This window comes from Methylobacterium sp. J-077 (genome assembly GCF_022829365.1).
Taxonomy (GTDB): Bacteria; Pseudomonadota; Alphaproteobacteria; order Rhizobiales; family Beijerinckiaceae; genus Methylobacterium.
Genome location: NZ_JAKSYJ010000235.1, coordinates 22,180 through 42,300, shown reverse-complemented (window position 1 = coordinate 42,300; position 20,121 = coordinate 22,180). Strand labels below are relative to the sequence as shown.

The 20,121-nt window shown below is 70.9% G+C and carries 7 protein-coding genes; 5 read left to right on the top strand and 2 right to left on the bottom strand.

Going from position 1 to position 20,121, the window contains the following annotated elements:
- The first annotated feature begins 258 nt into the window (after positions 1 to 258).
- The 5 genes from treZ (at position 259) to glgB (ending at position 16,343) form a co-directional block, all read left to right on the top strand.
- Positions 259 to 2,064, top strand: coding sequence for a malto-oligosyltrehalose trehalohydrolase (treZ, locus tag MKL11_RS29575; protein WP_243950296.1), 1,806 nt, complete (start codon positions 259 to 261; stop codon positions 2,062 to 2,064).
- Positions 2,061 to 6,980 (top strand): malto-oligosyltrehalose synthase, encoded by a 4,920-nt coding sequence (locus tag MKL11_RS29570; protein WP_243950294.1) that lies wholly within the window; start codon positions 2,061 to 2,063, stop codon positions 6,978 to 6,980. Before treZ ends, MKL11_RS29570 begins: the two co-directional genes overlap by 4 nt.
- A gap of 251 nt (positions 6,981 to 7,231) precedes the next feature.
- On the top strand, positions 7,232 to 10,636 hold the full coding sequence (locus MKL11_RS29565; RefSeq protein ID WP_243950292.1) for a maltotransferase domain-containing protein: 3,405 nt from the start codon (positions 7,232 to 7,234) through the stop codon (positions 10,634 to 10,636).
- A 146-nt stretch (positions 10,637 to 10,782) separates the two neighbouring features.
- Positions 10,783 to 14,061, top strand: coding sequence for a maltose alpha-D-glucosyltransferase (treS, locus tag MKL11_RS29560; protein ID WP_243950290.1), 3,279 nt, complete (start codon positions 10,783 to 10,785; stop codon positions 14,059 to 14,061).
- On the top strand, positions 14,058 to 16,343 hold the full coding sequence (gene glgB / locus MKL11_RS29555) for a 1,4-alpha-glucan branching protein GlgB (protein WP_243950288.1): 2,286 nt from the start codon (positions 14,058 to 14,060) through the stop codon (positions 16,341 to 16,343). Before treS ends, glgB begins: the two co-directional genes overlap by 4 nt.
- 251 nt (positions 16,344 to 16,594) lie before the next feature.
- On the opposite strand, the gene glgA is transcribed toward glgB, so the two are convergent.
- Positions 16,595 to 18,136, bottom strand: coding sequence for a glycogen synthase GlgA (gene glgA / locus MKL11_RS29550; RefSeq protein WP_243950286.1), 1,542 nt, complete (start codon positions 18,134 to 18,136; stop codon positions 16,595 to 16,597).
- A gap of 212 nt (positions 18,137 to 18,348) precedes the next feature.
- Positions 18,349 to 19,932 (bottom strand): alpha-amylase family glycosyl hydrolase, encoded by a 1,584-nt coding sequence (locus tag MKL11_RS29545; protein ID WP_243950283.1) that lies wholly within the window; start codon positions 19,930 to 19,932, stop codon positions 18,349 to 18,351.
- Positions 19,933 to 20,121: the final 189 nt, after the last annotated feature.

The window sequence follows — 20,121 nt, the reverse complement described above, 5'->3', positions numbered from 1 at the left end:
ACGGGGAGGGCGCGCAACCCCGACGGATATCTCAACCGCTCCCCTCGTCTTGAGGTCGAGGCAGGGACGAGCGGTTCCAACGGGCTCCGCCCGCCGATCGCCCCGCCCCCGCGCCATTTTTCGCACGGTTGCCGTCTCATCACGCCGCCATGGCTGCGCTGCGGGAACCGGATCGAACCCGGGGCCTTCTCCCACGACAATGGACCCTGCCGCGCTTGTCCTCCGGGGCGCACGGCCAACGACGAGGATTGTGGCCCGATGCGGCGCGCCCACAGCATGGATTTCGGGGCCGAGATGGTCGAGGGCGGCGTGCGCTTCGCCCTCTGGGCGCCGACCGCCAGTCGCGTCGAGCTCGTCGTCGACGGCGTCGACCATCCCCTGCCCGAATCCGGCGGCGGCTGGCGCCGCACCGCCCTGCCCGGGGTGAAGCCGGGCGCCCGCTACGGCTTCCGCATCGACGGCGACCTCGTGGTGCCGGACCCCGCCTCGCGGTTTCAGCCGGACGATGTCGCGGGCCTCAGCGCCGTGGTCGATCCGCGCGCCTTCGCGTGGTCGGACGAGGCCTGGACCGGGCGCCCGTTCGAGGAGGCGGTGATCTACGAGTGCCATGTCGGCACCGCGACCCCCGAGGGCACCTATGCCGGCCTGCAGGCGCGCCTGCCCGACCTCAAGGCGCTCGGCGTCACCGCGATCGAGCTGCTGCCGCTCGCCGACTTCAAGGGCTCGCGCAACTGGGGCTACGACGGGGTGCTGCCCTTCGCCCCCGACGGCGCCTATGGCCAGCCGGACGACCTCAAGCGCCTGATCGACGCCGCCCACGGGCTCGGGCTGATGGTCTATCTCGACGCGGTCTACAACCATTTCGGGCCGGCCGGGAATTACCTGCACGCCTACGCCAAGACCTTCTTCACCGAGCGCCACCAGACGCCGTGGGGCGCGGGCATCAATTTCGACGGCAAGGAGAGCGGCGCCACCGTGCGGCAGTTCTTCATCCAGAACACGCTGTACTGGCTGGAGGAATACCATTTCGACGGCCTGCGCTTCGACGCCGTCCACGCCATCCTCGACGATTCGCCGCGCCATTTTTTGGCCGAGCTCGGCGAGACGGTCCGAAAGACCTTTCCGGACCGGCAGATCCACCTGATGCTGGAGAACGAGGCCAACCAGGCCCGCTGGCTGGAGCGCGACGCCGCCGGGCGGCCGAAGATGCACGACGCGCAATGGGCCGACGACCTGCACCATTGCTGGCACGTGCTGCTCACCGGCGAGGAAGCCGGCTATTATCAAAGCTTTGCCGACAAACCCGTCGCGCGCCTGGCCCGCTGCCTGGCGGAGGGTTTTGCGTATCAGGGCGAGCCGTTCGCCACCCTCGACAACCATCCGCGCGGCGAGCCCTCGGGGCACCTGCCGCCTACGGCCTTCGTGACCTTCCTGCAGAACCACGATCAGGTCGGCAACCGGGCGCTCGGCGAGCGGCTGAGCCATCTGGCGGACCCGAAAAAGCTCGACCTCGCCCGGGCCGGTTTCCTGCTGGCGCCGCAGATCCCGATGCTCTGGATGGGCGAGGAATGGTCGGCCTCGACGCCGTTCCTGTTCTTCGTCGACTTCGCGCCGGACGAGGACCTGAACGCGGCCGTGCGCGACGGCCGTCGCCGGGAATTCAAGAGCTTTGCCGCCTTTGCAGACGACACCTCGAAGATCCCGGATCCCACGGAGCGCGAGACGTTCGAGGCCTCGAAACTCGACTGGGCTGAGCGGGAGCGCTCGCCGCACCGGGAGGTGCTGGCCGAGACCACGCGGCTCCTCGGCCTGCGCCGGGACGTCGTGGTGCCGCTGGCCAAGTCCGGCTACCACGGCGCCGCCGCGACCCTGCCGCGGGCCGACGTGGTCGATTGCACCTGGCGGTTCGGCGCCGGCACCCTGCGGTTCGTCGCCAATCTCGGGGACGCGGCCTTCGCGGTGGATCCGGGCGGCGCCCGGGTGGTCTGGACCAACGCCCCCGATCGGACCGGACGGGACCTGCCGTCCTGGACCGGCCTGTTCCTGACGGAGCCCCGCTCGTGAGCCCCCTGGAAAGACTCGCCGACCTCGTCGGCGTCGCCGCCGGCTACACCGACGCCTTCGGCCAGCCGGTCGAGACCTCCCTGGAGGTCCGGCGCGGCCTGCTGGCGGCGCTCGGCTTCGCGGTCGCGGACGAGGCCGGCGTCGCCCAGAGCCTCGCCCAGGTCGAGGCCCTGCGCTGCGGCCTCGTCCCGCCGCTGCTGCCGGTGGAGGCCCGGCGCACCGCCCGGGTGCCGGTGCGCGTCCAGGACGGCGCCCCGCACACCCTGGTCTGGCGTCTCGTGGACGAGCGCGGCGCGGCGCGCGAGGGCCGGGCCAACCTGCAGGGGGCCGAGCCCGGCCAAGGTGCGGGTTTCGAGCTGCCGCCGCTGACCCCGGGCTACCATCGCCTCACCGTGCAGGCCGGCCGGATCCGGGCCGAATCCTGGGTGATCGCCGCGCCCCAGCGCTGCTGGCGGCCGCGGCCCTACACGGAGGAGGGCGCCTCCGACTGGGGCCTGGCCGCGCAGCTCTACGGCCTGCGCTCGGCCGGCAATATCGGCATCGGCACCTACGCGGATGCCGGGGAGGCCGCCCGCGAGGCGGCCCTGCGCGGGGCGGCGTTCCTGGGCCTCAGCCCGGTCCACGCCCTGTTCGGCTCCGACCGGACCAAGATCTCGCCCTACTCGCCGTCCTCGCGGCTGTTCCTCGAGACCCTGTTCATCGCGCCCCGCAGCCTGCCGGGGCTGGCCGGCTCCCGGGCCGAAGCGCTGCTCGCCGAGCGCGCCGACGCGATCACGGCGCTCCGCGAGGCGGCCCTCGTCGATCACCAGGGCGTGGCCGACGTGCTCGACCCGGTGCTGCGCGCCCTCTGGCTGGATTCCCCGGCCCGGGCCGGCACCGACGCGGACTTCGAGCGCTTCCGCCAGGAGGGCGGCCCGGATCTGGCCGCCCACGCCATGTTCGAGGCCCTGTCCGAGCATTTCCGGCAGCAGGGCGCCCATTGGCTCGGCGACTGGCCGGAGGAATACCGCCGCGCCGGCACCGAGGCGGTCGTGGCCTTCGCGGCCGAGAAGGCCGAGGCGGTCGCCTACCACGCCTGGCTGCAACACCTCGCCGACCGCCAGCTCGCCGCGGCCTCGGCGGCGGCGCTCACGGCGGGCATGCGGGTCGGGCTCTACCGCGACCTCGCGGTCGGCGCCGACCGGGGCGGCTCCGAGATCTGGTCGCATCCCGAGCGCTTCGCCGACCGGGTCTCGATCGGCGCGCCCCCGGACCTGCTCGCCCCCAAGGGCCAGAACTGGGGCCTGCCGGCCTTCGACCCGCTGGCGATGGAGCGCGACGGGCTGGCGGCGTTCCGCGCCCTGGTCCAGGCCAACATGCGCCATGCCGGCGCGATCCGGATCGACCACGCCTTCCAGCTCGCCCGGTTGTTCCTGATCCCGCTGGGCGCCGGCGCCCATGCCGGCGCGTACGTGGCGATGCCATTCGAGCCGATGCTGGCGGTGCTGCGGCTGGAGAGCCACCGCAACAAGTGCCTGGTCATCGCCGAGGATCTCGGCACCGCCCCCGAGGGGTTTTCCGACGCCCTGATGCGGGCCGGCGTGCTCAGCTACCGGATCCTGGCCTTCGAGCGGGAAGGCGACGGCCGGTTCAAGGCCCCCTCCGCCTATCCGCGCGACGCGCTCACCGCGATCACCACCCACGACCTGCCGACCTTCGTCGGCTGGTGGCGCGGGGTCGACACCGACACCCGCCAGTCGCTGGGCCTGTACGATCAGGACCGCGCCGAGGCCGAGCGCAACGAGCGGGTGGTCGAGCGCCGCCGCCTCACCGAGGCGCTCGCCGCCGAGCAGCTGCTGCCGTCGGCCGAGCCCCCCGAGGCCGCCCCGTTCGAGGCCGCCGCCCGCTACCTCGCCCGCGCGCCGTCGATGCTGACCGCCGTCCAATACGAGGACGTGGTCTCCGAGCTCGCCCAGGCCAACGTCCCGGGCTCCACCGAGGGTTACCCGAACTGGCGGCGCAAGCTCGACCGGGACCTCGTCGCCATCGCCGCCCCGGGCGGCCCGCTGGCCAAGCTGGCGGCCTCGCTCTCGGCCGAGGCGCGGGGCCCGCGCTCGGGTTCCGCCCGGCTGGCGGCGCCCCCGCCGCAATCGACCTACCGGCTGCAATTCCACAAGGACTTCACCTTCGCGGACGCGGAGCGGATCGTCCCGTATCTGAAGAAGCTCGGGATCAGCCACGTCTACGCCTCGCCGCTCCAGAAGGCGCGGCCGGGCTCGACCCACGGCTACGACATCGTCGATCACGGCGCGATCAACCCGGAACTCGGCGGCGAGGCGGACTTCATCAGGCTCTCCGAGACCCTGCACGGGCACGGGCTGAAGCTGCTGCTGGACATCGTCCCGAACCACATGGGCGTCGGCGGCTCCGACAACCCGTGGTGGCTCTCGGTGCTCGAATGGGGCTCCCTGTCGCCCTTCGCCGACGCGTTCGACATCGACTGGCAGCGCCTCGGCGCCGGCCGCAACCTGGTGATCCCGTTCCTGGGCGAGCGCTACGGCGAGGCCCTGGAGCAGGGCACGCTGGAGCTGAAGTTCGACCCCGAGGCCGGCGCCTTCAGCGTCTGGCACTACGAGCACCAGCTGCCGATCCGACCCTTGAGCTACCCGACCATCCTGAACCGGGTGATCGCCGCCATCGGGGCGGTGGACGACGACACCACCGCGGAATTGCTCGCCATCTCCGAGCGCCTGCGCGCCATGGCGATCGACGCCGACGAGACCCGCCGGAAGGGATTCCCAGAGGAGGCCGAGGGGCTCAAGCGCCGGCTCGCCGAGATCTACGGCGTCTCAACTTTGATCCAGGAAGCCACCGCCAGCACCCTGGCGCTGCTCAACGGCTTCAAGGGCCGCCCGGACAGCTTCGGGCCGCTGCACCGGCTCTTGGAGGCGCAGGCCTACCGGCTGGCCCATTGGCGGGTGGCGTCGAGCGACATCAACTACCGCCGGTTCTTCGACGTGAACTCGCTGGCCGGCCTGCGGGTGGAGCTGTCCGACATCTTCCACCGCTCCCACGAGACCGTGTTCCGGCACATCCGCGCGGGCCGGATCGACGGCTTGCGCATCGACCATATCGACGGGCTCGCCGACCCGCAGGGCTACGCGCGGGCGCTCCAGGCGGCGGTCGGGCCGGGCTTCTACGTGGTGGTGGAAAAAATCCTGGAGCCCGGCGAGCGGCTGCGGCCCTGGCCGGTGGCCGGGACCACGGGCTACGACGTGCTCAACCAGCTCGACGGCATCCTGGTGGACAAGGAGCGTCAGGGGAAGGTCCGGCGGCTCTACGAGTGGGCCTCGGGCTTCGACGAGCCCTACGGCTTCCAGCTCCGCGCCGCCAAGGCCGAGATCCTGGAGATCAGCTTCGCCAGCGAGCTGGAGGTGCTGACCACCGACCTCAAGGAGGTGGCCGATGCCGACCGACGCACCCGCGACTTCACCGTCAACGCCCTGCGCCGAGCCCTGATCGAGATCATCGCCCGCTTCCCGACCTATCGCAGCTACCTGCCGCCGGAGCTGGAGGAGGGCGAGGTCGAGCCCGAGGACGTGCGGCTGATCGAGGGCGCGGTGGCCAAGGCCAAGCGCTGGTCGGGCCTGCCCGACCGCTCGGTGCACGACTTCGCCGCCGACGTGCTGCTCGGGCGGATCGAGACCACGGGACCGGGCCGCCCGGACCCGCGGGTGGTGCTGCGCTTCCGCCGCCGGTTCCAGCAGCTCACCGGCCCGGTCATGGCCAAGAGCCTGGAGGACACGCTGTTCTACCGGTACGCCTGCCTGCTCGGCCTCAACGAGGTCGGCGGCGATCCCGGCGAGTACGGCATCGACGCGGAGCACTTCCACGACCTGCAGATCGCCCGCGCCCGGGACTGGCCGAACGCCATGATCACCACGGCGACCCACGACACCAAGCGCGGCGAGGATGCCCGGACCCGGCTGCTCGCCCTCTCCGAGATCCCGGAGGGCTGGGCCGGCGCCTGGGACCTGTGGCAGCGGACCGCCGGTCCGCACCTCGCCCGGATCGACGGCGAGCCGGCCCCGGACGCCAACGACCAGTGGATGTTCTTCCAGGCGATCCTGGGGGCTTGGCCCCTGGAGCTGCTGGAGCGGGACGAGACGGCCGCGAACGACGACTTCCGCGACCGGCTGATCGCCTATGGCGAGAAGGCCATGCGCGAGGGCAAGCGCCGCTCGAGCTGGGTCAATGTCGACGCGGTCTACGAGGGCGCGGTCAAGAAGCTGTTCTCCGCGCTGATCGCCCCGGGCTCGGACTTCCTGCGCGAGCTGCGGCCCTTCGCCCGGCGGCTCGCCCATCTCGGCATGCTCGCGGGGCTCGGCCGCACCGTCCTGAAATGCACCCTGCCGGGCCTGCCCGACACCTATCAGGGCACGGAGGTCTGGGACTTTTCCTTCGTCGATCCCGACAACCGCCGCCCGGTGGATTATCCAGCGCTGGAGCGGATGCTCGAACAGGGCGGCGAACCGGCCGCGCTGCTGCCGCACTGGCCGGACGGGCGGGTCAAGCAGGCGACCCTGGCGCGGCTCCTGGCCGAGCGGGCCGCGCGCCCGGCCTTCTACGCCAGCGCCGCCTACGAGCCGGTCGAGGCCACGGGGGCGCGAGCGGCCCACGTCATCGCCTACCGGCGGACCGATCCCGGCGAGGAGGGCGGCGACCTGTTCGTGGCGGTGCCGCGCCTGTTCGCCACCCTGGTCGGCGAGGCGGTCTGGTCCGGCGAGGCCTTCGCCGGCACCCGGGTCGATCTCGGGGCGGGCACGCGCTGGCGCGACCTCGTCTCGGGGCGGATCGTCGAGACCGGAGGGGAGGGGGCCGATTGCGGCCAGCTCCTGCGCGACCTGCCCTACGCGGTCCTGCGGCGGGAGGGGTGATCCTCTCCGTCATTGCGAGCGAAGCGAAGCAACCCAGAGAGACGCCACGATCGGGGGACGCGCGCTGCCCTGGGTTGCTTCGCTTCGCTCGCAATGACGCCGGTCGCTTTGGCAGGCCCCTCTCACGGACCTGTCACGCGAATCCGCTGAGAGGCGCGTAGCACGGACCTGACCATCCGCGCCGTCCTGCGCAAGGCACGCCCGGGCGGTTCGGGCGTTACGAGACCTGAGACTAGGAGCCAGAGACCAGCATGAACGCACCGACCACCGCCGCTGCCACCGCCGCCGCGACGACCGGAGCCGTCCTGCCCGCATCCCTGGCGCCCCGCGCCGCGGGGCCGCGGATCTACAACCTGTTCCCGCTCCTGGTCGGGCGCGTGTCGGACTGGACCGCCGAATTGCCCCGGATCGCGGCGCTCGGCTTCGACTGGCTCTACCTGAACCCGTTCCACCAGACCGGCGGCTCGAAGAGCCTCTACGCGGTGGCCGATCCCGAACGGCTCGACGAGCGGTTCCGCGACCAGGACGGCACCCCGGACGACGAACAGATCCGCCGCTTCTGCGCCGCCGCCGAGGCCGCCGGCCTGTCGGTGATGACTGACCTCGTGATCAACCACACCGCCGACAATGCCCGCCTCGCGACGGAGCGGCCCGACCTGTTCATGAAGGAGCCCGACGGCTCGATCATGCATCCGGCCGCCGTGGACCCGGACGATCCCTCGATCCGCACCGTCTGGGGCGACCTGGCCGAGCTCGACTATCACACGCCCGCCGCCCGGGACGAGCTGACCCGGATCTGGGGCGCCTACGTCGCCCGGCTGCAGGGGCTCGGCGTCGCCGGCTTCCGGTGCGACGCCGCCTACAAGGTCCCGCCCGAGACCTGGCGCATCCTGATCGGCGAGGCCAAGGGCCGCGATCCCGCCTGCCTGTTCGCCGCCGAGACGCTCGGCTGCACCTTCGAGGAGGCGAAGGCCACCGCCGGCGCCGGCTTCGACTACCTGTTCAACTCCTTCGCCTGGTGGGACCTGAAGAAGCCCTGGGCGCTGGAGCAGTACGAGCGCCTGCGGGTGCTGGCGCCCTCGATCGCTTTCCCGGAAAACCACGACATGCAGCGGCTGGCCGCCGGGATCGGCGGCGGCCCCGAGGCGGTGGCGGCGCATCTGCGCACCCGCTACGCGCTGGCCGCCTTCTTCTCGGCCGGCGTGCTGATGCCGATCGGCTACGAATGGGGCTACCGCCGGGCGCTGCACGTGGTCGAGACCACCCCGCGCGACCGCGAGAGCGACACCGGCCTCGACATCTCCGCCTCGATCCGGGCGATCAACGCCCTGCGGGCCGAGCTGCCGGCCGCCAATGTCGAGGGCGCGCAAGCCCGCATCTCGGCCCCAGACAGCGACCTCGTGGCGCTCGCCCGCTTCGATACCGGCCATCCGGCCTCGGCGCAGAACGCGCTGATCGTGCTCTACAACCCCACGGACAAGCCGGTGCCGGTGGAGGCCGGGGCGCTGATCGCCCGGACCGGCGGGATGCTCGGCGCCTTCGTCGACCGGACGCCGGAGGCCGAGCCGATCGCCTTCCATCCCGGCAGCGCCATCGACCTGCTGCCCGGCGAGCTGCGCATCCTCAGCGCCGGGCCCGCCCAGGTCGCCCAGCTGCCGGAGCGCGACACGCCGACCGGCGAAGGCCGGGTCGTGATCGAGGCCGTGAGCCCGGAGATCGACGGCGGCCGTACGGCGGTGAAGCGCATTGTCGGCGAATCCCTGCGGGTCGAGGCCGACATCTTCTCCGACGGTCACGAGATCCTGGATGCCGCGATCCTGTCGCGGGTCGCCGGCACCGAGGCGTCTGGCGGCGGGATCTGGCGCGAGGACCCGATGGTCTTCGTCGACAACGACCGCTGGGCCGGGCAATTCCCGCTGGAGCGCAACGCCCGCTACGAGTTCACCCTGATCGCCTGGCGCGACCCGTTCTCCTCCTGGGTGCGCGACACCCTGAAGAAGCGCGCCGCCGGCGTCGACATCCGCCTGGAGACCATCGAGGGCGTCACCCTGGTGGAGAGCGCCGCTTCCCTCGCCCGGGGCCGCGGTGCCGGGCGCGACGCGGAGCGGCTCGCCGCCCTGGTGGCGGCTCTGGCCGCGGAGGAGACCGGCTCGGCCGCCCAGCTCGAGCGGATCCTCCAGCCCGAGGCCGCAAGCCTCGTGCGCCGGAACGCCGAGCGGGTGAACCTCAGCCGCTATCCCGTGACCCTGCCGGTGATCGCCGACCGCCTCGCGGCCCGGTTCTCCGCCTGGTACGAGATCTTCCCGCGCTCGCAATCGATGGACGTGAACCGCCACGGCACCTTCGACGACGTGATCAGGCGCCTGCCCGAGATCCGCGAGCTCGGCTTCGACGTGCTCTACTTCACGCCGATCCACCCCGTGGGCCGGACCAACCGCAAGGGCAAGAACAACACCCTCAAGGCCCTGCCCGGGGATGTCGGCTCGGTCTACGCGGTCGGCGCGGAGGAGGGCGGTCACGAGGCCGTGCACCCCGACCTCGGCACGCTCGCGGATTTCGAGCGGCTGGTGGCGGCAAGCCACGCCTACGGCATGGAGATCGCGCTGGACTTCGCGATTCAGTGCTCGCCGGACCATCCCTGGATCAAGAACCACCCGGAATGGTTCGAATGGCGCCCCGACGGCACGCTGAAATTCGCCGAGAACCCGCCCAAGAAGTACGAGGACATCTCGAACGTCCATTTCTACGGGGGCGCCCTGCCCTCGCTCTGGATCGAATTGCGCGACATCCTGCTCGGCTGGTGCGCGAGGGGCGTGCGCATCTTCCGGGTCGACAACCCGCACACCAAGCCGATCCCGTTCTGGGAATGGGTGATCGCCGAGGTCAACGGCCGCTATCCCGACGCGCTGTTCCTGGCCGAGGCCTTCACAAGGCCGAAGATGATGAAGAAGCTGGCCAAGGCCGGCTACCAGCAGAGCTACACCTACTTCACCTGGCGCAACACCAAGCAGGAACTCACCGCGTACGCCCTGGAGCTCGCCGGCGAGATGGGCGAGTACTACCGCCCGAATTTCTTCGCCAACACGCCGGACATCAACCCGTACTTCCTCCAGACCAGCGGCCGGGCGGGGTTCGTGATCCGCGGCACGCTCGCCGCCACCCTGTCGTCGGTCTACGGCATCTACAACGGCTTCGAGCTGTGCGAGGCCGCGCCCTACCCGGGCAAGGAAGAGTACCTGAACTCGGAAAAATACGAGCTGAAGGCCTGGGACTACGACCGGCCCGGCAACATCCGCGCGCACATCGTCACGCTCAACAAGATCCGGCGCGAGAACCCCGCCCTCTGGGATTTCCGCAACGTGGTCTTCACCGGGGCCTCCAACGACCAGATCATCGCCTACGCCAAGGCGACGCCGGAGCGCGACAATTGCGTGTTCACCATGGTCAACCTCGATCCCAAGAACCGCCAGGAATGCACCTACGAGGTGCCGCTCTGGCTGTTCGGCCTGCCGGATGACGGCGCCGTGGAGGTTGAGGACCTGCTCCAGGGCTACACGTTCGAGCTGCGGGGCAAGACCCACCGGATCGCCCTGGATCCGGCCGAGCGATCCTGCATCATCTGGCGTCTTCGGGCGCCGCGGCGGGTTGCGGGCTGAGGCCGCCCATGGCACCTGACCATGACTCCTGACCCCGGCGACGGGCCCGCCCGTCGCCGACTCTTGCGCCGCGCGGCCGATCGCCCGCGCCCCGGCCGGTTCCCGCCGCCGGTCCCAGTCCCTTCGACCGATGAGGCAGCGACGCGATGATCGATCGCAGCGACCCGCAATGGTACCGTGACGCCATCATCTACCAGATCCACGTCAAGTCGTTCTTCGACGCGAACGACGACGGGATCGGCGATTTCGAGGGCCTGACCCGGCGGCTGGACTATGTCCGCGACCTCGGGGTCACGGCGATCTGGCTGATGCCGTTCTATCCCTCGCCCCTGCGCGACGACGGCTACGACATCGCCGATTACGAGGGCATCAACCCGTCCTACGGGACCATGGAGGATTTCCGGGCCTTCGTGGCGGCGGCGCATGCCCGCGGCCTGCGGGTGATCACCGAGCTCGTGATCAACCACACCAGCGACCAGCATCCCTGGTTCCAGGCGGCCCGCGAGGCGCCCCCCGGCTCGCCCGAGCGCGACTTCTACGTCTGGTCGGACACCGACGAGCCCTACAAGGACACGCGGATCATCTTCCTCGACACCGAGGCCTCGAACTGGACCTGGGACCCGGTCGCCAAGCAGTATTTCTGGCACCGGTTCTACAGCCACCAGCCGGACCTGAACTTCGACAACCCGAAGGTGCTGGAAGCGGTCATCGCGACGATGCGCTACTGGCTCGACATGGGCGTCGACGGCCTGCGGCTCGACGCAATCCCCTACCTGATCGAGCGCGACGGCACGAACTGCGAGAACCTCGCCGAGACCCACGACGTCATCAAGAAAATCCGGGCGGCGCTGGATGCCAGCTATCCCGACCGGATGCTGCTGGCCGAGGCCAACCAGTGGCCGGAGGAGACCGCCCAGTATTTCGGCGACGGCGACGAATGCCACATGGCGTTCCACTTCCCGCTGATGCCGCGGATGTACATGGCGATCGCCCGGGAGGACCGGCACCCGATCACCGACATCATGCGCCAGACCCCGGAGATTCCCGAGGGCTGCCAATGGGCCATCTTCCTGCGCAACCACGACGAGCTGACGCTCGAAATGGTCACGGCCGAAGAGCGTGACTACCTCTGGTCGTTCTACGCCGCCGAGCGCCGCGCCCGGATCAACCTCGGCATCCGCCGCCGCCTCGCGCCGCTGCTCGAGAACGACCGGCGCAAGATCGAGCTGATGAAGTCCCTCGTCCTGTCGATGCCCGGCACGCCGGTGCTCTATTACGGCGACGAGATCGGCATGGGCGACAACATCTATCTCGGCGACCGCGACGGCGTGCGCACGCCGATGCAATGGACCCCGGACCGCAACGGCGGCTTCTCCCGGGCGAACCCGCAGCGGCTGTTCCTGCCGGCGATCCAGGATCCGATCTACGGCTTCGACGCGATCAACGTCGAGGCGCAGACCCAGTCGCAGACCAGCCTGCTGAACTGGACCCGGCGGATGATCGCGATCCGCAACAACAGCGTCGCGCTCGGGCGCGGCACGATCCAGTTCCTCTACCCGTCGAACCGCAAGGTCCTGGCCTGGATCCGCGAGCACGCGGACGAGCGGATCCTGTGCGTCGCCAACCTGTCGCGCGCCCCCCAGGCGGTGCAGCTCGACCTGTCGGAGCTGCGCACCGCCGTGCCGATCGAGCTCACCGGCGGCACCGAGTTCCCGCCGATCGGCGACCTGCCCTACCTGCTGACCCTGCCGGCCTACGGCTTCTACTGGTTCAGCTTGAGCGCCGCCCGCTCGGGCGCGATCGGTCCGCAGCAGGAGCCGCCGGAGCTGTTCACCCTGGTGCTCACCGGCGGCATCGAGAGCCTGATGTCGGGCCGCGAGCGCGTCGCCTTCGAGCGCACCGTGGTACCGCCGTTCCTGACCAGCCGGCGCTGGTTCGGCGCCAAGGGCTCGCGGATCCGGTCCGTGAAGGTGGTCGATTGCGCCGCCCTCAAGGATGCGGACGGCAGCGCGCGCTTCCTGCTGCCGCGCCTGCAGGTGCAGCTCGCCAACGGCGAAGCCCAGGATTACTTCGTGCCCGTGGGCGTCGAGGAGGGCCGCGAGGACGAGACGCTGCTGCCCTTCGCGGTGGCGCGGGTGCGCCGTGGCCCGCGGACCGGCCTGCTCTACGGCGCGGCCGGCTCCAACGCCTTCGCCGCCGGCCTGATCGACGCCATGCGCCAGGGCAGCGAGATCCCCACGGAGAGCGGGCGGCTGGTGTTTTCCACCACCTCGGCTTTCGATCCCGCCGTCACGGTGGACGTGGCCGACATCCGCCGGCTGTCAGCGGAGCAGAGCAACACCTCGATCGCCATCGGCTCGAAGATGATGCTCAAGCTGCTGCGCCGCCTGCAGCCGGGGACGCATCCCGAGATCGAGGTCGGGCGCTTCCTCACCGAGCAGGCGGGGTTTTCCAACACCCCCGCGCTGCTCGGCACCCTCGAGCACGTGGCCGAGGACGGCACCCGGACGGCGCTGGCGGTCCTCCAGAAGTTCGTCATGAACCAGGGCGACGCCTGGACGCTGATGCTGGAGGGGCTGCGCCGCGACTTCGAGACCGTGGTGCTCACCCCCGAGAGCGAGGCGGTCAGCCCTGCGGAGGCGTTCCAGGCCCATGGGCCCTGGGCGGACCTGCTCGGCCGGCGCACCGCCGAGATGCACGCCGCCTTCGCCATGGAGACGGACGACCCGGCCTTCGCGGCCGAGCCCTTCGCCGAGGACGACCTTGCGGTGCTCGCCCGCGACGCGCGCCACCAGGCCGAGCGGGCCTTCCGGGCGCTGAAGGGTCTCGCCGAGCGCGGGCTCGATGCCGGCAAGCCCGCCTGCGCGGCCCTGATCCAGCGTCGGGCCGAGGTCGAGGCGCTGATCGAATCGCTCAGCGCCGAGGCGCCGCGCGGGGCCCACAAGATCCGCATCCACGGCGATTATCACCTCGGCCAGGTGCTGGTCTCCGAGAGCGACCTGATCATCGTCGACTTCGAGGGCGAGCCCTCGCGCCCGGCCGACGAGCGCCGGGCCAAGTCGATGCCGCTGCGCGACGTCGCCGGCCTGATGCGCTCCTTCGCGTACGGGGCCGAGACCGTGATCCGCGAGATCACCGTCCGGTTCGGCGATTCCGAGGACCGGGCACGGGATGCGGCTGTCGCCTGGCGCGGCATGATCGAGGCGGCGTTCCTCACCGGCTACGAGACGGCCGTGGCGGGGACGCGGGCCGCCGTGACCGACCCGGCGACGCGGGCGCGGCTGCTGCGCCTCTGCCTGCTGACCAAGGCGCTCTACGAAGTCGATTACGAGGCCAACAACCGGCCGGACTGGATCGAAATCCCCGCCCGGGGGGTTCTCACCATTCTGGACACGGACGGACACGAGCCCGGAGTAACGGAATGACGCCGATCGACGAGACCTTCGCACCGCGGCTCGACCCGGAAGCGGCGAGCGCGCGGAACGCGGATGTCCCGCATTCCGGGGCCGCGTCGGCACCGCCGAGCGTCCACCCGGACGCGATCGCCGCGCTGATGAGCGCCAACCACGGCGACCCGTTCTCGGTGCTCGGCCCCCACCGGGTCGGCCCGAACGCCTGGGAGGTCCGCGCGGTCCTGCCCGAGGCGCGCTCCGCCGCCCTGGTGACGGGCGAGCGCACGGTGCCGTTCGAGAAGCGGCACCCGGACGGGTTCTACGTCGCCCGGGTCGAGGGCGAGGGCCGGCCGCTCTACGAGATCGAGGTCGAGTTCTGGGACGGGGCCAGGCGGCGGCGCTTCGATCCCTACGGCTTCGGCTCCTCGATCGAGCCCTACGACGTGGCGACCCTGCGGGAGGTCGGCACCAACCTGGTCTACCGCATGCTCGGCGCCCAGTCGGGGCAGCTCGACGGCATCGACGGCTTCCGCTTCGCCGTCTGGGCGCCCAACGCGCGCAAGGTCAGCGTCGTGGGCGACTTCAACGACTGGGACGGGCGGCGCCACCCGATGCGCCTGTGGCAGGAGGGCGGGATCTGGGAGGTGTTCGTGCCCGGCCTCAAGGCCGGCGAGCGCTACAAGTTCGAGATCCGCGGCCCCGACGGCGGCCTGATCCCGCTGAAGGCCGACCCGGTCGCCTTCGCGGCCGAGCACCCGCCCGAGACCGCCTCGGTCACCCACGGGATCGGCGCGTTCGACTGGCGCGATTCCGGCTGGATGACCACCCGCGGCGCCAAGGATCCCCGCCACGCCGCGATCTCGATCTACGAGGTCCATCTCGGTTCCTGGGCGCGGGTGCCGGAGGAGGGCAACCGCTACCTCACCTACAAGGAGTTGGGCGAGCGGCTGATCCCCTACGTCAAGGAGATGGGCTTCACCCATATCGAGATGCTGCCGATCACCGAGTTCCCGTTCGACGGGTCCTGGGGCTACCAGCCGGTCTCGCTGTTCGCCCCGACCAGCCGTTTCGGCACGCCCGAGGATTTCGCCGCCTTCGTCGACGCCGCCCACGAGGCCGGCATCGGCGTGATGCTCGACTGGGTGCCCGGCCACTTCCCGCTGGACGCCCACGGGCTCGGCTTGTTCGACGGCACCCATCTCTACGAGCACGCCGACCCGCGCCAGGGCTTCCACCAGGATTGGGGCACCTACATCTACAATTTCGGTCGGACCGAGGTCGCGACCTTCCTGGCCGCCAACGCCCGGTTCTGGCTGGAGCACTACCACCTCGACGGCCTGCGGGTGGATGCCGTGGCGTCGATGCTCTACCTCGACTATTCGCGCCGGCAGGGCGAGTGGATCCCGAACCGCTACGGCGGCAACGAGAACCTCGACGCCATCGACTTCCTGCGCAAGACCAACGAGGCGACCTACAGCCACGCCCCGGGCACGATCACGGTGGCCGAGGAATCGACCTCCTGGCCGGGGGTCTCGCACCCGACCTACACGGGCGGCCTCGGCTTCGGCTTCAAGTGGAACATGGGCTGGATGCACGACACGCTATCCTACGTGTCGCAGGATCCGATCCACCGCCGCTACCACCACCACAACCTGACCTTCGGGCTGCTCTACGCCTTCTCGGAGAATTTCATCCTGCCGCTCTCCCACGACGAGGTCGTGCACGGGAAGGGCTCGCTCCTCGGCAAGATGCCGGGCGACCGCTGGCAGAAATTCGCGAATCTCCGCGCCTATTTCGGCTTCATGTGGGGGCATCCCGGCAAGAAGCTCTTGTTCATGGGCGGCGAGTTCGGCCAGGAGCGGGAGTGGAACCACGACACCAGCCTGGACTGGCACCTGCTCGACGATCCCCTGCACAAGGGCGTCAAGGACGTGGTCCGGGACCTCAACCGGCTCTACGTCGCGACCCCGGCGCTCTACGCCCGGGACGTCGAGCAGACCGGGTTCCAGTGGCTGGTGGCCGACGATCAGGACAACAGCGTCATCGCCTGGGCCCGCAAGGGCGCCAATCCCGGCGAGGTCGCGATCGTGGTGTCGAACTTCACCCCGATCCCCCGGGAGGGCTATCGCGTCGGCGTGCCGGAGGCGGGTTTTTACAGGGAGGCGTTCAACTCGGACGCGGCCGTGTACGGCGGCTCCAACCTCGGCAACAACGGCGGCGGCCACACCGACGGCCAGGCGAGTCACGGCCAGGCCCAGTCCCTGTCGCTGACCCTGCCGCCGCTGGCGACGATGATCTTTTTGCTGGAGCGGTGACCTAAATCCCTCCCCCCCTCTGCGGGGGAGGGTTGCCCCTGCGTCAGCAGGGGTCGGGAGAAGGGAGCGCCGTGTCCGGAAAGCGCGCGACAGGCGTGAGATCCTGAACCGTCGCGCTGCTCCTCTCCCGACCCGGCCTGGCGGCCGGCCCTCCCTCCCCCGCGAAGGGGGGAGGGAGGACGCGTGTCATATCCGGACTGGATTATCCTGTCGCGCTGCGAACGGATTCAAAGCTTGCAGAAGCGCCTGCCCTACGCCGCGCGCCAGCGGAGCGCCGGGCTGTTGCCGATGGCGCGGGCGTAGAGCCCGGCATAGTTGTCGGCCGCCTGGTCCCAGCCGAACCGGGCCGCCATGGCGCGGCGGCGCATGGCGTTGAGGCGCTTCTTCTGGCCGAACGCCTCGAAGGCCCGGCGGACCGCCGACCCGAACGCGGAGGCCGAGGCCTCCGGAAAGGTGAAGCCGGTCACCCCGTCCTCGACCGTGTCGGCCAGGCCCCCGGTGCGGTGCACGATCGGCAGGGAGCCGAAGCGCTGGGCGTACATCTGGGCGAGCCCGCAGGGCTCGAACCGCGACGGCATCAGCAGGAAGTCGCTGCCGGCGAACATCCGCCTGGCCTGGGCCTCCTCGAAGCCGACATGGACGCCGACCGCGTCGGGGTGGCGCTTGGACAGGCCGCGCAGGGCCTGCTCGAACCGGCCCTCGCCCTGGCCGATCACCACCAGCTGGCCGCCCTCGGCCACGATCGCCTCGGCCGCCTGCAGGCTCAGGTCGATGCCCTTCTGGTGCACCAGCCGGGACACGATCGCGAAGAGCGGCCCGCGGGAGACCGCCAGGCCGAATTGCTGGCGCACCGCCTCGGCATTGGCGCGCTTGCCCTTCCAGTCGTCGACCTCGAACCGGGTGGCGAGGTGCCGGTCGGTGCTCGGATCCCAGGTCTCGTCGATGCCGTTGAGGATGCCGGCGAGCCGGCCCTGGCCGGCCCGGGTGCGCAGCAGCCCGTCGAGGCCGCAGCCCATCTCGGCGGTCTGGATCTCCCGCGCGTAGGTCTCGCTCACCGTGGTGATCTGCGAGGCGTAGAAGATGCCGGCCTTGAGGAAGGAGAGCTGACCGTAGAACTCGGCGCCGTCGACCTGGAAGGCCGAGTCCGGCACGCCGAGGCGGCCCAGGCTGTCGCGGGGAAACAGGCCCTGATAGGCGAGGTTGTGGATCGTCAGCACGCTCGGGATGCGCCGGCCGCGCCAGGCCAGGTAGGCCGGGGCCAAAGCCGCCTGCCAGTCGTTGAGGTGCAGCAGGTCCGCCGCCCAGTCGGCATCGGCGCCGGCGGCGATCTCCGCGGCGGCCAGGCTCAGCCGCGCGAAGCGCAGGTCGTTGTCGCCGAAATCGCCGTGGGCGTCGCCGTAGGGCGTGCCGTCGCGCTCGTACAGGTCGGGCGCCAGCAGGACGTAGATGCGCAGGCCGTCGGCGGCCTCGACCAGGCCGAGGTCGCAGGGCGGGACGCCCGCGAAGCCCTCCAGCCGCGCGACCACCGGGATCTCGGGGAAGGCGGCGCGGACCTGGCGGTAGCCGGGGATCAGGACGCGGATGTCGTAATGCGGCACCAGGGCCCGGGGCAGGGCGGCCGAGACCTCGCCGAGGCCACCGGTCTTCACGAAATCGGCCATCTCCGGGGTGGCGTAGAGGATGCGGCGGCGCAGCGAGGCCGGCCAGGCCGGATTGGTGAACTGCGCTGCGGCACCGCCGCTCTCGCCGAAGGAGCCCTCGGCCAGGGAGCCACCGCGAAGCGCGTCCTGCATCGGCATCGATCCTGGCCGGGCGGGATGCCCCGGTCGGGCAGAGGATCGGGCAGACACGGCTGTCACGGCCTCAACCATGTCCAATGCTCCTCCGTCGCGACGGTTCCGTTGCGACGCACAATTTAGGCCAGGGACAGCCTTAAGCATCGGTTACAGATTCGGCCATAGCGCGATGACTGCGCTGCACTGCGACAAGAAATGGCAGGCCGGGTTCAGGCGCGGCGGAGAATCACTCCCTCGTCGGGGCCGAGGGCGAGCGTCGCGCGGGCGCGCTCCCCCGCCCGCCCGGCCAGCGTCGAGAGCAGGATCGTCCAGTCGCCCTCGGGCAGGGGCAGGCCCTGCGGATCGCTGCCGAAGTTCAGGATCACGCGCAGGCTCTCCCCGTCGGCGAAGCGCTCGTAGGCGAACACGTCCGCGACCTCCACGGGCACGCTCCGGTAGCCGCCGACCGCCAGGGCCGCGTGGTCGCGCCGGAGCGCCAGGAGCCGCCGGTGCAGGGTCAGCATCGAGGCCGGGTCCGAGCGCTGGGCCTCGACGTTGCGGGTCGGCCAATCCTCCGAAAGGGGTAGCCACGGCTCCGCGGCGGAGAAACCGGCCTGCGGGGCCTCGTCCCACTGCATCGGCGTGCGCTCCGGGTCGCGGCCGTGGCCGGGCTCGTTGCGCTCCCAGGGATCCCGGGCGCGCTCAGGGGGAATCGGGACGTGGCCGAGGCCGATCTCGTCGCCGTAATAGAGGGTCGGGGTGCCGCGTAAGGTCAGCAGCAGCATCGCGGCGATGCGGGCCTGGGCCGCGCCGACCCGGGCCGCGATCCGCGGCTGGTCGTGGTTGCCCAGCACCCAGTTCGGCCAGCCGCCCTCGGGGAGCGCCGCCTCGTAATTGGCCACGAGGTCGGCGACCGCGTCGGCCCGCCACGGGGTCTGGATCAGCTGGAAATTGAACGGCAGGTCGGCGCCCGCGAGGTCGGGGCCGTAATAGGCCACCAGCCGCTCGATCGGCAGGTAGATCTCCCCGATCAGCACCCGCTCGCCGTATCGGCGCAGCACCGCCCGCATCCCGGCGATCACGTCGAACACCTCCGGGCGGTCGGCGGAATAGACCTGGGTGAAGCGGTTGATCTCCGGCGTGCCCGGCGCGTAGTCGGGATTGGCCGGGTTGTCGCGCAATCCCGCATCCTTGATCAGGTGCCAGATCACGTCGACCCGGAACCCGTCGACGCCGCGCTCCAGCCAGAACCGGAGCGCATCGTGCATGGCCTCCCGCACCGCGGGGTTGCGCCAGTTCAGGTCCGGCTGCTCGGCCAGGAACGCGTGGTAGTAATACTGGCCGGTGGCCTCATCCAGCGTCCAGGCCGGGCCGCCGAAATTCGACAGCCAGTTGTTCGGCGGACCGCCCTCCGGGGCCGGGTCGCGCCAGATGTACCAGTCCCGCTTCGGGCTCGACCGCGACGACCGGCTCTGCGCGAACCACGGATGCGCGATCGAGGAGTGGTTGGGCACGAAGTCGAGGATCAGCTTCAGCTTGCGCCGATGCGCCTCCGCGACCAGCGCGTCGAAATCGGCCAGCGTGCCGAAGAGCGGATCGATGCCGCAGTAATCGGCCACGTCGTAGCCGAAATCCGCCATGGGCGAGGGGTAGACCGGCGAGATCCAGACCGCGTCGACCCCGAGCCAGGCGAGGTAATCGAGCCGCGCCGTGATGCCCGGCAGGTCGCCGACCCCGTCGCCGTTCGTGTCCTGGAACGAGCGGGGATAGACCTGGTAGACGGTCCCGCGCTTCCACCAGACGGTCTCGGTCATGCTGCGCCCCGCGAATCCCGGCGCTACGGTTAACCGCTGAGCCGCGCGCTGGCGACGGCTCAGATGCGCGCGTCGCGGGCTGGCGGCGCCGGCCGTTGTGTCTAGAATGTCACGCAGTCGCGCCATATCTCTGGCCGCGTCGTCGCACGCCCCGGTCGGGGCGGCGCTGCCACGACTTCGCCCGGAAAC